The organism is Planococcus sp. TJ-201 (assembly GCF_058268495.1).
In genome coordinates, this window is record NZ_JBZDOG010000002.1 from 288,014 (window position 1) to 301,840 (window position 13,827).

A 13,827-nucleotide genomic window follows, 5' to 3' on the forward strand; every position below is an offset into this window, starting at 1 on the left:
GACATTAAAGAAAAAAAAGCTTGGAGTCCAGAGACTCCAGCTTTTCTTAATAAACCGATGTATTTTCTTTTGACATATTCTCTAAAATTTCTTTTACGCGAGCCAGGAATTGTCCACAGACAAGACCGTCAAGCACACGGTGATCAAGCGATAGGCAAAGGTTGACCATGTCACGTGCAGCAATCATGCCGTTGTCCATGATCACGGGACGTTTGACGATTGACTCTACCTGCATAATTGCTGCCTGTGGGTGATTGATGATTCCCATCGACTGAATAGACCCAAACGATCCGGTGTTGTTGACTGTAAACGTTCCGCCTTGCATATCAGCAGATTTCAACTTGCCTGAACGGGCTTTAAGTGCCAGTTCATTTACTTCTTTGCCGATGCCTTTAACTGATTTTTCATCAGAATTTTTAATGACCGGCACAAACAAAGCGCTGTCCGAAGCAACTGCGATGGAAATGTTAATGTCTTTTTTCTGAATGATTTTGTCTCCAGCCCACATTGAGTTCATCATTGGGAATTCTTTTAACGCCTGTGAAACGGCCTTGACGAAGAAAGCGAAATACGTGATGTTGAAGCCTTCTTTTTTCTTGAATTCCCCTTTAATGGAATCCCGATAGTGAACAAGATTGGTCACATCCACTTCGATCATCATCCATGCGTGCGGTGCTTCGTGTTTGCTCTTCAGCATATTCGCAGCAATCGCTTTGCGGACACCTGTGACTGGAATTTCAATATCGCCAGGTGCACTTTCAATCGGTGCCGCAGCCGCTTTAGGAGCTGGTTGTGCAGGTGCTGGTTGCGCTGCCGGCTGTTCCTGCTGTGGAGCGGGAGCGGCTTTGGCATCTCCTGCTTTCGGAATAGTGCCGCCTTCTATCAGCTTCATTAAATCCTTGCGGGTGATGCGCCCTTCGTTTCCAGAACCTTCCACTTGAGCCAGGTCGATGTCGTTATCCTGAGCTAAGCGAAGTACTGCAGGCGAGTAGCGGCCTTTTGATCCGGACGGCTTGACAGGTTGGGAAGATCCTTCCGTTCCTTCCAGTTTGCCGGTTGGCTTAGCGCCTGCTGCTGGCATTTCGGTTGCTTTGTCTCCACTGGCAGGTTTGGCTTCTTCTACAGGTGCGGAATCGCCGCCTTCTGTTTCAATGGTGCAGACAATTTCTCCGACCGCCAAGGTTTCACCTTCAGAAGCAATCAGTTCTTTAACTGTTCCTGTGAACGATGAAGGGACTTCCGCAGTCACTTTGTCTGTATTGACTTCTGCAAGCGGATCGTATTTATTTACATGATCGCCTGGCTGGACGAGCCATTTTTCAATGGTTCCTTCGGTTACACTTTCACCCAGCTGAGGCATTTTAATATTTTCTATAGCCAAGGGAGTTCCTCCTTTACTTGATGGTCTACTGTTTTCTGTATTACCTAGCTCCAGCGCCCAGATTCTAGGGTCATAAGCCACTCTGACTGTGCGGCTGAAAACATGCCGCTTCGCCAGTGCGTCTTATGCCTGTCGGAGCTGAACGGCCGTTTCTGCTTTTCTCTATTGTCTAGCTCTAGCGCCCAGATTCTAGGGTCATAAGCCAACCCAGCTGTGTGACAAAGTGCGCCACCCTGCTGGTCTGTCTTATGCCCGTCGAATCTACACGGGCGCTTCCGCTTTTCTTCTTAAAACTCAGCCAGTTCTCTCATGGCTTTTTCTACTTTGTCCGGGTTGATCATGAAGAATTTCTCCATGGTCGGTGCGTAGGCCATTGCTGGGATATCGGGTCCCGCAAGACGTTTGATTGGTGCATCCAAATCGAACAGGCAGTTTTCAGCGATGATGGCTGCTACTTCTCCGATGATGCTTCCTTCTTTATTGTCTTCTGTGACCAGCAGCACTTTGCCGGTTTTCTTAGCCGCTTCAATGATGCCTTCTTTGTCCAATGGATAAATTGTGCGCAAATCCAGGATATGCGCAGAGATTCCATCTTCTGCCAGGCGTTCTGCCGCCTGCAATGCAAAGTGGACAGCCAAGCCGTAAGTAATGACCGTGATGTCTTCGCCTTCACGTTTAACGTCCGCTTTGCCGATTTCGATTGTGTAATCTTCTTCCGGCACTTCGCCTTTGATCAAGCGGTATGCACGTTTGTGTTCAAAGAACATCACTGGATCTTCGTCGCGAATTGCGGCCTTCAAGAGGCCCTTTGCATCATAAGGCGTTGAAGGGATGACAATTTTCAAGCCAGGCTGGTTGGCAAAGATCGCTTCTACAGACTGTGAGTGATAAAGAGCGCCGTGAACACCGCCGCCAAAAGGAGCGCGAAAAACAATAGGACATGTCCAATCGTTATTTGAACGGTATCGAATACGGGAAGCTTCTGAAATGATTTGGTTGACCGCTGGCATGATAAAGTCGGCAAACTGCATTTCTGCAATTGGGCGCAATCCATACATCGCTGCACCGATTCCAACTCCGGCAATTGCGGATTCCGCTAAAGGCGTATCCAATACGCGATCTTCACCAAATTGATCGTAAAGACCTTGAGTTGCTTTAAAAACGCCGCCTTTTTTACCAACATCTTCTCCGAGAACAAAGACGTTTTCGTCACGTTCCATTTCTTCTTTCATGGCAAGCGTGATGGCATCAATATAAGACATAATAGCCATTATTCGTCTCCTCCTTCTTCGGCATAGACATATTTCATTGCGTGTTCCGGCTCTGCATACGGTGCGTTTTCCGCATAGTCAGTTGCTTCGTTGACAATGACCATGATGCGGTCGTTAATATCTTTTTCAAGTTCATCGTTTAAGATGCCATTTTCTTTCAAATATGCACCAAAAGTCAGAATCGGATCCGTCGATTTTTGTGCAGCCAGTTCATCCGCTGAGCGGTATTGGCGATGGTCATCATCTGAAGAGTGGGCAGTCATCCGTTCAGAAACGGTTTCGACCAAACTCGGTCCTTCGCCGCGGCGTGCACGGTCAGCCGCTTCTTTAACATGCTTATAAACTTCAATGGGATCGTTGCCGTCAATTGTTACACCTGGCATGCCGTAGCCAATCGCGCGGTCCGAAACGTTTTTACTGGCCAATTGGCGTTCGACTGGCACCGATATTGCGTACTTATTGTTTTCGACCATGATAACAACCGGCAGTTTATGGACGCCGGCAAAGTTCATGCCTTCATGGAAATCGCCTTGGTTGGAAGAACCTTCACCAAGAGTCGTAAATGTGATAAAATCTTTTTTCTTCATTTTTCCGGCTAACGCAACACCGACTGCGTGAGGCAATTGTGTCGTTACAGGTGAAGAGCCAGTCAGGATGCGGTTGCTTTTTTGCCCGAAATGACCAGGCATTTGGCGGCCGCCCGAGTTCGGGTCTTCCGCTTTTGCAAACGCCGACAGCATCAAGTCTTTTGGCGTCATGCCAAAGTGAAGCACCACGCCGATATCACGGTAGTAAGGCGCGATATAATCCTGCGTGTTGTCGAGAGCAAAAGCAGCGCCAACTTGTGCGGCTTCTTGTCCTTGACACGAAATCACAAATGGAATCTTCCCTGCACGGTTTAATAGCCACATGCGTTCATCGACACGGCGGGCCATCAACATCGTTTCGTACATTTTTAGTAAATCATCACTCGTCAATCCAATTTCTTCATGTTTAGAAGCCATTAATTGTTTCCTCCCTTAGCTATGAATTGCTTTGCCGTCAACGGCTAACGCCGCTTCGCCCATAACCTCTGAAAGCGTCGGGTGCGGATGGATCGTTTCGGCAATTTCCCACGGTGTTGCATCCAATACCATTGCCAAGCCTGCTTCAGAAATCATATCCGTCACATGCGGACCAATCATATGGACGCCGAGAATATCGTTTGTTTCTTTATCTGCAATAATTTTGACAAACCCATCAGATTCGCCGTAGACCAACGCTTTGCCAATGGCTTTAAAGGAAAACTTGCCAACTTTGACATCGTGCCCTTTTTCTTTTGCCTGATCTTCTGTAATGCCCACACTTGCCGCTTCCGGATTGGAATAAATGCAGCGCGATACCAAATCATAGTTGATGGCGTGCGGGTTGTTGCCTTTAATGTGTTCGATGGCTGTAATGCCTTCGTGAGAAGCGACATGCGCCAATTGCATTCCGCCAATCACATCACCAATTGCGTAGATATGGGACTCTTTTGTTTGGAATGTCTTTTTCACTTGCACAAAGCCTTTTTCAACGATGATATCCGTGTTTTCGATGCCGATGTTTTCGACATTTGCTTGGCGTCCGACCGAAACCAGCATTTTCTCAGCAGAAAAGCTTTCGTTTTTGCCGTTGATTTCCGCTTGGATTGTGACACCGTTCTCGCCCGTTTCCAACGTATCTGCCATTACCTTCGCGCTAGTCGCAAAAGTGATGCCTTTTTTCTTCATCAATTTTAACATTTCTTTGGATATTTCTTTGTCTTCAGTTGGAATGATACGGTCTGCGTATTCGATAACGGTCACTTCGACCCCGAAATCATTCAGCATGGATGCCCATTCGATTCCGATAACACCACCGCCAACGATCAAGATTGATTTTGGCAGGCTTTCCATTTTTAATGCCTCGTCTGAACTCATGACAAATTCGCCATCAATGGCTAGGCCAGGCAAAGTGCGCGGGCGCGAACCAGTAGCAATGATGACATTGTTTGGAATCAGCATTTCGTTTTCTTCACCGTTTTTCATTTCCACTGAAATGGTTCCAGCGTTAGGCGAGAATATCGAAGGTCCAAGAATTCGGCCAATGCCTTCATAAACATCGATTTTGCCTTTTTTCATCAAACCTTGAACACCAGCGTGCAATTGGTCGACGATTCCTTGTTTGCGTTGTTGGACACGTGCAAAATCGAGGGAAACTTCACCTGTTTGCACACCAAAATCAGCGGCGTGATTTTTAGTCGTCGCAAAGACTTCTGCACTGCGCAGCAATGCTTTGCTTGGAATGCAGCCTCTATGCAAGCATGTGCCGCCAAGTTCACCTTTTTCCACAATTGCTGTTTTCAGGCCAAGTTGTGCAGAGCGGATGGCTGCTACATATCCGCCTGTTCCGCCGCCTAAAATGACAACATCATAATTTTGAGCCATGGATTTGTCCTCCTTTATTCTGTTTCAATCGCCTCGAGGTAAAAGAATATTCCCTGTCAGCAGGCGTTTTTATACAAACTAAATGGTATACGTTTTTGGTAGTTCGTCTCCATTCAATACCCGTGCAGCTCCTTCAGCCAATGCCTGAAGTTCATTTTCACCTGGTTGAATTTCAACATCTGCAATCCAGCTGACCCGTTCGGTAATCGTTTCCACAAATCCTTTGCCGTGGGCAAGCCCACCTGTCAGGATGATGGCATCTACCTGTCCTTTCAGCACAGCACTGGCAGCACCAATTTCGCGGGCAACTTGATAAGCCATTGCCTGATAGATCAATTCTGCTCGTTTATCGCCCTTTGAAATGCGCCGCTCCACTTTTACCACATCATTGGTTTCCAGATATGCCATCAATCCGCCATGCCTAACCAGCTTCTTCATCATATCATGTCGGCTGTACCGTCCGGAAAAGCATAATTCCACCAAGTCTCCGGCGGGTAAAGTTCCGGCACGTTCCGGACTGAATGGTCCGTCGCCGTGCAGGCCATTGTTGACATCAATCACGCGGCCTGACTGGTGAACGCCTACAGTGATGCCGCTGCCCATATGTGCAACGATCAGCCTGACGTCTTCATAAGCCCGTCCAATTTTACTGGCATATCGCCGCGCTACTGCTTTTTGATTTAGCGCATGGAAGATCGACTTTCGTTCGATCAAAGAACAGCCGGATATGCGGGCAATGGGTTCCATTTCGTCAACAACAACCGGATCGACTATAAAGGATGGGATGTTCAACCCACCTGCAATCTCGAAAGCAATGATGCCGCCTAAATTAGAAGCATGCTGCCCTGAATACCCTTGTCGCAAGTCTGTTATCATGTCGTCGTTGACTGTATAGGTTCCACCTTCAATGGGCCGAAGCAATCCGCCTCTGCCACATACCGCTGCCAGATTGGAAACATTCATGCCTTCTTCGTCCAACGCTTCCAAAATGCTGTTCCTTCTGAAAATCTTTTGATCAGCAATGCTAGGAAATACGCTCAACTCGTCTGGTGAATGATGTATGGTCTTTTCCATGATCAGGATATCGTTGTCAAAAACGCCGATTTTAGTCGATACAGAAGCAGGGTTAATGACTAGAATGCGATTGGGCTGTTTTTGCACATCGATCCCCCGTTTCTTCAGTTAAAAGTTAAGTTTTGTTTATGAAAACGATAAATACTCATCTGATTTCAGATAAAAACAGCAGGTGAAAAGGAAGGACTCACCTGCTGAATCGTATTATCTTCTGCTTAAAATATTGTGCTCGTTTCTTAAAAACTGAGATCTTGATTTGCGTACGCGTTCGATGCGCTCTTCAGCCATGCGGTCAGCTGCAATATAGCTTGGTACGTTATCGCGTTTTGAGATTTCAAAGATTTTTGTGATGCTGTCGTAGATGGTTTCAACGCGCTTCATTGCACGCTCGTTGTTGTATCCGTATAATTCGTCTGCCACGTTAATCACGCCGCCAGAATTAATAACAAAATCCGGTGCATAAACAATGCCGCGTGCTTCAAGCTCGTCGCCGTGGCGTTCTTCTTTCAACTGGTTGTTGGCAGAACCCGCAACCACTTTCACTTTTAATTGTGGAATCGTGTCATCGTTGATAATTGCGCCCATTGCACATGGAGCAAAAATATCCGCTTCCTGTGAATAGATGTCATTCGGTGCAACTGCTGTTGCGCCAAATGCTTCTACAGCGCGCTGCACAGCCTGCTCGTTAATATCCGTGACAATGAGTTTTGCACCTTCTTTATGAAGATATTCGCAAAGCGGGTAAGCCACGTTGCCGACACCTTGAACAGCTACTGTCTTGCCTTCTAATGAGTCGTCACCGAATGCTTCCATAGCAGCAGCTTTCATGCCGATGTATGCACCATAAGCAGTCACTGGTGATGGATTGCCTGAAGAACCGAAGGCTGGCGAAATGCCTGTGACGAAATCTGTTTCTTCGTGGATCATGTCCATGTCTGCCACAGTAGTTCCAACATCTTCAGCAGTTATGTAGCGTCCGTTCAAGCCTTGGATAAAACGTCCGAACGCGCGGAACATTTCTTCGTTTTTGTCTTTCAATGGGTCACCGATAATAACGGTTTTCCCGCCGCCAAGATTTAATCCAGCTGCCGCATTTTTATAAGTCATACCACGGCCAAGGCGAATTGCGTCTTCGATGGCTTCTTCTTCTGTCGCATAATTCCACATGCGCGTGCCGCCAAGTGCCGGTCCAAGCGTCGTATCGTGGATGCAAATAATGGCTTTTAGCCCTGAGTTTTTATCTTGGCAAAAAATTAATTGTTCGTAATCGTATTGTTCCATTCTCTTGAAAATTTCCATTGTCAATTCCCCCTAATATATGTTCCTAACGTTACGATGAGCAAATCGCCAAAGCCAATGAATACAGCTTGCTTTCGGCGCTATCGGCACGTGATGATAAGACAATAGGCGCCTTTGCACCCGCGATGATGCTGCCGACTTTTGCATTTGAAAAAAAGACCAGTGATTTATACAGGATATTGCCGGATTCAATAGTTGGAACGAGCAGGATATCGGCTTTGCCGGCATTGTCGCCCGCTATCCGTTTATGTTTAGCCGCATCGACAGATATGGCATTATCGAGAGCATAGGGCCCATCCACAATGCAATCTTTGATTTGGCCGCGCTGGTTCATTGCCGTCAACGCCGCAGCGTCAAGAGTTGCTTGCATATTGGGATTAATAACTTCTACTCCCGCTAAAGGCGCAACAATCGGCAGTTCAACACCAACCGAACGTGCAATTTGAACAGCGTTTTGTATAATTTGTACTTTTTGAGGCAAATCCGGTCGAATGTTCATTCCCGCATCTGTCACAAAAATCAGCCTGTCAAAGCCCGGGACTTCAAAAGCAGCAATATGCGACATGACAGATCCAGCTCTTAAGCCGTATTCGGGATTCAATACTGCTTTCAGCAGCACTGCCGTCGCTATTTGGCCTTTCATTAGAATGTCGGACTCTTTCATAGACACAGACTTTACTGCTTTTTCTGCGGCCATTTCTACACTGCTGGTGTGATAAAGCTGAACATCCCGATGGTTCAGAAGCTGCGGGAAATATTCCCTTATCATTTCTGTTGTTGCCGATAGATCATCATACAGGCGAAATCTGGCCATTTTACGGCTGACAGCCATGCTGACAGCTTCCAGGACAGCCAAATCAGCTGCAGCAACTACTGCTACCGTATGATCGGAAGTAGTTGGTACATTTTCGATTAAATGGTTTAATGTGGCCATAACTGCTCACCTCATTCTTCTTAATTAAAGCAGAACAGATGGCCAGATATAAGAGATGAAAGCGTTTTATTTTCAATTAACCCTCCAATACTTTGCAAATAGTTGCAAAACCCTGCAATTATTTGCACAAAGACTACATCAGCCCATATTTTTCTAATTTATAATAAAGGGTGCGCAATGAGATTTCCAACTGTTTGGCTGTTTTAGACTTATTGCCATTTGATTGCTTTAAAGCATGATGTAAAATGCCGCGTTCAACTGTATCCAGTTGTTCTTGCAATGAACCGGAAGAAGGAATCAACACTTCATTTTTCGTTTCGGCAACGCGCAGCATATTGAGTGGAATATGCTCTTCTGTTAAAGTCCGGTCGTTCATCTGCATAAAAATCATGGAACGGCTCAAAACGTTCTCAAGTTCACGGACATTGCCCGGCCAATCGTAGACACGCAAATATTGCAGTGCTTTGTCAGAGATGGATTCGACGCTCCGTCCATATTCCTGGTTAAGTTTTATCAGCAGCCGCTCAGCAATCCGCGGTATGTCCTGCTTACGGTTGCGCAACGGCGGTATGAGGATTGGCATGCGGTTTAAACGGTAATACAAATCCTCGCGAAATGTTCCGTCCAGCAAGGCTTTTTCCATATTGGTATTGGTCGAAGCAATGACCCGTACATTTACAGGAATGGGTTTACTGCCCCCAATACGCAAGGTTTCATGTTCTTGCAGCACACGCAGCAATTTACTTTGCAGCGAAGAAGACAACTCACCGATTTCATCCAAAAATATACTGCCATTATTCGCTTCTTCGAAGAGACCGCGTTTTTCTCCAGTTTTGATGCCTGGAATCGCCCCTTCCTCGTAGCCAAACAATTCATTTTCCAGCAGTTCCTCTGAAAGTGCCGCGCAGCTGACACGCACAAACTTGTTGTATTTCCGCTCACTGGCACTGTGGATGGCGTGGGCAAAAAGTTCTTTGCCGGTGCCGGACTCACCGCGCAACAGCACCGTCACCAAGGTTTGTGCGGCTAATTTAGCCTGTTGGAGAGACAATTGCATTTCAGATGACAAACCGATGATGTCATCAAAAGTGTATTTAGACTCGAGCGTCCGGATGATGCTGCGGGCCCGGTCGAGTTCTTTCATTAAGGTACGAATTTCAGTCGTATCATGGATGACCCCGACACTGCCCTTTAGTTTGTTGTCAACAATGATCGGCGCTACGTTGACAATCACTTCCCGGTTGGATGGACCCACTTTCAAATTGACACCGCGCACAGGCTTGCGCGTCTGCAGCGCTTTCAAGTGCATACTTTCCCCTTCGGAAATATCTGCAGACGCCGGCTGCCCGATAACGTCCTCCATCTGTAATCCCGTAATGCGCGTGTAGGCAGGGTTTACAAGCAGGCCATTGCCCTTTTCATCAACCACCGAAATCGCATCGTCACTCGATTGGATGATGGCTTCGAGCATGGTCTGAATTTCTTTTAAGTCGGTGATTTCTTCAGCCAGTGACACGACTTCCGTAATGTCTTTGAACACCGCAAATGCACCAATCGTTTCGCCATTATCATCAATCATCGGAAAACGGGAAGTAACAATTTTCGAACCGTTTTTCAGTTCGAGTTCCTTGTTCAGTTCAATACGTCCGGTTTCATATATTCTCGGCAACTCGCTCAACGAAATAAATTCATGAATGTGCCGGCCGATGGTGTGCTCCACAGCCACTTCCAGCATCCTCGCTGCACTTTTGTTCATAAAGGTGATGTGGCTAGTCCTATCGATGCCAATCATGCCTTCTTCTATTGAATTAAAAATGATTTTTTCCCGGTGGCTTTCTTTGCTGAGCTGATTGATGAAATGCTCTTTTTCCTGTAGCAGACGGACAAAAACATTTGCCAGGCTCCCTGGGATGATCACTGTTTTTTTCAAAAAATGCGCTTGCAGCTGTTGATGCAGGAGATCGCTTCCTGTGACATTAAAGACAATATCGATATCCGTATGTTTAAATGACTGGTAGTCGTTCCCAACTGGGATACCGTGTGAATTTGCAACTGCTATTGCTTTGGCGTCAGAGTTTAAATCGACTACACCCGACACATGCAAATAGTCAGATTCCAAAAGCAGATTTAAAATGGCTGAGCCGCCGACTCCGCACCCGATAATCAAGACGTTCTGCAAAAAAATTCACCCTTTCGCATAGATTTATGCAAATAATTGCAAGAATGTTTTAAGCGTACATCAGGAAGGTTTTCTTGACAACTTTAATGGAATTAGAAACAATAGAAGGTGAAGGATGTGGAATTATGGGTCGTCTAGTAGCGTTTATCATTTTGCTGATTCCAGGAATCATGGCGGCGTATGGCATTAAACTAATGCGTGATACCTTGTTCAATAAATTGCTTGAGCCTTATCCGGCTCTTTGGCTCCAATTTACACTCGGCACCATTTTTGTTGTTCTAGGAATCGGTTTTTTTGCTGGATTTCTGTTGAACCGAGACCGTAAAAAAGGAAACGTATCGAAAAGATTCCAGAAATAAAAAATTGCGTCTACCCAGTATAGGTAGACGCAATTTTTCTTTTGACGCGATCCGGGTAATTGGTAATGATGCCAACAGTCATCGGATGAAGCCGATCAATGAGGGATTCGGAACCAAGAACTCCGTAAAGCCTAACTTTTTTATCCAGTTTCAGTATATCTGTCCAAAAAGACTTTGCCAGAAGCTTTTTGTGGAGATGAAGGCTATCGACCCAATGCATTTCGTTTATAGCTGACAGTTGCACATTCTTTTTGACGATCCAGGCCATCTCTGTGGACGGCATCAGTTTTTTCATTTCATGCAGCAACTGTGGGTTGAAAGAAGACAAATGAATATCGTCTATTCCTTCCAACATCGCTGCAAGAATCTGAGGTCCTTTTGAATTCTTTGCAAACGATTCTTTTAATTCAACATTCAAAGGAATTTTCTTTTTTTTCGCCCATTGAAATACTTCGTAAGCCAATGGCATTTGATGGCGCTGAAAATTGCGCAGCCACTTTCTCCCGATGCGCAAATCTTTTATCTCTTCGTAAGCGAGCGTTTCGATAGCTGCATTCACGCCAGTCAAACGCCGCAGATTATCGTCGTGATAAACAACGACAACTCCGTCTTTTGTAATCTGTACGTCGAGCTCGATGCCAACACCCAATTCGCACGCCTTGAAAAATGCATTCCATGTATTCTCCAACGCATATCCTGAAGCGCCTCGGTGTGCATACACTTTGACTTCAGACAATAAAATCATCCTCTTCCGTTTCTGAAATACACCAATTGGACAATGCCATTTTCCACTACTTTTCTTGCCCATTGGATTTTCACGTGTGCTCCATTTTAACATTTTGAGCTTTTAAGTGAAAGGATTGCTGTTCAGCTTACTTTGTTTGTTTCGGGTTTTGATTTTGCAGATATAACCTTATGTAAGAAACTACATTTATTGCTTATAACGTGCCAATCCGGCGACAGCCGGATTCTGGATCTACTCGGAGAAGTTGTTGCGGATAAATTCTTGTTCCTGCTGTTCGCTTAAAACTCCTGTCGCACGTCCAATGCTGCCACCTTGCAGATTCCAAATATAATTATGATCATCATCTACTTGGTCGAACTGCCCATTTTCCCACTTCGTAACAATTTCCAATAACCCTTTTTTGGAATCAAAGTTAGAGTCCAGTAAAATTTGCTTCGTTTTAGCAATCGATGCATCATTCATTCGTATTAAGCCCCATTTTTCAGATGCTATCACTTTTTGATGCGTCATCTTGTGCATCATAGACAATAAAGCTTGTTCTGATGCATCGTCTGGTACTGTCTGGGCAAATTCCAGCCCTTCCATTTTCTGTGTATTTTCAGCAATTGTTTCTTTATCGTCCGCTTGCGTTGATTCTTTTTCTGCTCCGTTCTCCAGGTTTTCTATAACCTGGAGAGACCCAATTCCAATAAGGATTAAAACTAGACATGCAATCGACACATAAATTGTTGTTTTTTTCATCTATAAACTCCTTCAGTTCAATATTCTTAGTTTTCATTTTCTGAATAAGGTATTAAGTACCACTATAGCAAAAAAATGACTTGTCTACCAGTCTTCGCTTTTCTTCTATATCGTCTGCTTTTGTTGCACAAAAAAACCAATGAAGGATTTTTTCATTGGTTTCAATCGTCTATCATTATCTTTTAGTTTAGCTACAAAGACAGCATAGTAAACATCGCAATCAGAATAGCAACGCAATACACACCGTAAAAATACAGCCGATCAACGACAGTTCCTTCGCCACTCCCTAGAAAATAATCATCAATTTGCCTAATCAATTGCAATTGCGCTCGCCTCTTTTCACTCTGCTGAATTTGCTATTTTGCATCACTCTATTTCTTTATTCTTAACTCGTCTGCAAAAGCAATGTCTTAATCTTTTCCTTTAATTCGCCACTCGTAAACCCGATTCCTTCATTATAAAAATGAAAGTTTCCGTATTCTTTGCAGCGGTTTTTCTGTAATGCGTTGAAAGGCTTGAAACACATGGTTTTTTGAGATTCCAGTTTCTAATGGATAACAAAAAAAACTTTCTTTTCGCAATTTTAGCGAAAAGAAAGTTTTAGCAAATTTATTGGTGAGTTTCATTTCGCATTTCCAGCCGCAGGCTATCTGCAACCATTGCAATAAACTCGGAATTGGTCGGTTTTGATTCAAGATGGGCTACACTGTATCCAAAGATTTCAGAGATGTGGTCAACGGTTTCATGGCGATTCCAGACTTGTTCAATCGCATGACGAATCGATCTTTCGACCCGAGTCGAGGTTGTATCAAACTTAGCCGCAATACCAGGATATAGTACTTTGGTAACCTTATTCAAAATTTCTGGTTCCTCAAGTACGAGTGAGACAGCTTCTTTTAAATAATTATAGCCTTTCAAATGTGGAGGAATTCCAATATCTTTCACCATATTGGTGATTCGATCCTCTTTGGTTGGCCGATTGCTCGACTGTCCAGACATGCCGGTACGAGTATTCATGATGTGATTGATCTGCACGGCCAATCGATCCGCTTCAAAAGGCTTCATAATAAAATAAGAAGCTCCGTATTCGGCAGCCTGGCTCATAATTGATTCCTGCCCAAATGCAGATAGCATAATAACATCAATTCCCTGCAAGTCACCATTTTCCTTAATGGCATCGAGCACAGCAATACCGTCCAGATAAGGCATGATGATATCCAGCAGCAAAATATCGACAGGCAGGTTGTTCAGCATTTCGATGCAGGTCTTGCCATTATAGGCTACATCCACCACTTCCATATTTGGTTGTGCATTTAAATAATCTCTCATCAGTCCGACCAACTCACGATTATCATCTGCAATTGCGATCTTTATTTTGTCCATTCGACTCTCTCCTT

At 44.9% G+C, this 13,827-nt stretch carries 13 protein-coding genes; 1 reads left to right on the forward strand and 12 read right to left on the reverse strand.

Going from position 1 to position 13,827, the window contains the following annotated elements; all coding sequences use genetic code 11:
- Nucleotides 1-46 precede the first annotated feature (46 nt).
- The 8 genes from AC4EG4_RS07140 to AC4EG4_RS07175 all read right to left on the reverse strand — a co-directional run bounded on the left by AC4EG4_RS07140 (nt 47) and on the right by AC4EG4_RS07175 (nt 10,585).
- Nucleotides 47-1,381, reverse strand: a complete 1,335-nt coding sequence (locus AC4EG4_RS07140) for a dihydrolipoamide acetyltransferase family protein (protein ID WP_490987399.1) — start codon at nt 1,379-1,381, stop codon at nt 47-49.
- Nucleotides 1,382-1,668: 287 nt separating this feature from the next.
- Nucleotides 1,669-2,652, reverse strand: a complete 984-nt coding sequence (locus AC4EG4_RS07145) for an alpha-ketoacid dehydrogenase subunit beta (protein WP_490978587.1) — start codon at nt 2,650-2,652, stop codon at nt 1,669-1,671.
- Entirely contained in the window at nt 2,652-3,656 is a 1,005-nt protein-coding gene (locus AC4EG4_RS07150; RefSeq protein ID WP_490987400.1) for a thiamine pyrophosphate-dependent dehydrogenase E1 component subunit alpha, read from the reverse strand. The genes AC4EG4_RS07145 and AC4EG4_RS07150 overlap by 1 nt, the downstream gene beginning before the upstream one ends.
- A gap of 15 nt (nt 3,657-3,671) precedes the next feature.
- A complete protein-coding gene (lpdA, locus tag AC4EG4_RS07155) occupies nt 3,672-5,099 on the reverse strand; it encodes a dihydrolipoyl dehydrogenase (RefSeq protein ID WP_490978589.1) in 1,428 nt (475 codons plus the stop codon).
- 78 nt (nt 5,100-5,177) lie between these two features.
- Nucleotides 5,178-6,260 (reverse strand): butyrate kinase, encoded by a 1,083-nt coding sequence (gene buk / locus AC4EG4_RS07160; protein ID WP_490978590.1) that lies wholly within the window; start codon nt 6,258-6,260, stop codon nt 5,178-5,180.
- A 117-nt stretch (nt 6,261-6,377) separates the two neighbouring features.
- A complete protein-coding gene (locus AC4EG4_RS07165; protein ID WP_490978591.1) occupies nt 6,378-7,472 on the reverse strand; it encodes a Leu/Phe/Val dehydrogenase in 1,095 nt (364 codons plus the stop codon).
- A gap of 31 nt (nt 7,473-7,503) precedes the next feature.
- The gene (gene yqiS, locus AC4EG4_RS07170) at nt 7,504-8,406 is read right to left on the reverse strand and encodes a phosphate butyryltransferase (RefSeq protein WP_490987401.1); all 903 of its coding nucleotides are present in this window, start codon (nt 8,404-8,406) and stop codon (nt 7,504-7,506) included.
- Between the two features lie 133 nt (nt 8,407-8,539).
- The gene (locus AC4EG4_RS07175) at nt 8,540-10,585 is read right to left on the reverse strand and encodes a sigma-54 interaction domain-containing protein (RefSeq protein ID WP_490987402.1); all 2,046 of its coding nucleotides are present in this window, start codon (nt 10,583-10,585) and stop codon (nt 8,540-8,542) included.
- 125 nt (nt 10,586-10,710) lie between these two features.
- On the opposite strand from AC4EG4_RS07175, the gene AC4EG4_RS07180 reads away from it, so the two are divergent.
- A complete protein-coding gene (locus tag AC4EG4_RS07180) occupies nt 10,711-10,944 on the forward strand; it encodes a DUF2627 domain-containing protein (RefSeq protein WP_008499061.1) in 234 nt (77 codons plus the stop codon).
- Between the two features lie 10 nt (nt 10,945-10,954).
- Here AC4EG4_RS07180 and AC4EG4_RS07185 read toward each other — a convergent pair whose 3' ends face one another.
- The 4 genes from AC4EG4_RS07185 to spo0A form a co-directional block, all read right to left on the reverse strand.
- Complete coding sequence (locus tag AC4EG4_RS07185; protein ID WP_490987403.1) at nt 10,955-11,680, reverse strand: glycerophosphodiester phosphodiesterase; 726 nt, start codon at nt 11,678-11,680, stop codon at nt 10,955-10,957.
- Nucleotides 11,681-11,920: 240 nt separating this feature from the next.
- Nucleotides 11,921-12,430 (reverse strand): DUF6241 domain-containing protein, encoded by a 510-nt coding sequence (locus tag AC4EG4_RS07190; RefSeq protein ID WP_490987404.1) that lies wholly within the window; start codon nt 12,428-12,430, stop codon nt 11,921-11,923.
- 191 nt (nt 12,431-12,621) lie between these two features.
- On the reverse strand, nt 12,622-12,753 hold the full coding sequence (locus AC4EG4_RS07195) for a hypothetical protein (protein WP_490987405.1): 132 nt from the start codon (nt 12,751-12,753) through the stop codon (nt 12,622-12,624).
- A gap of 286 nt (nt 12,754-13,039) precedes the next feature.
- A complete protein-coding gene (gene spo0A, locus AC4EG4_RS07200; RefSeq protein WP_490987406.1) occupies nt 13,040-13,813 on the reverse strand; it encodes a sporulation transcription factor Spo0A in 774 nt (257 codons plus the stop codon).
- Nucleotides 13,814-13,827: the final 14 nt, after the last annotated feature.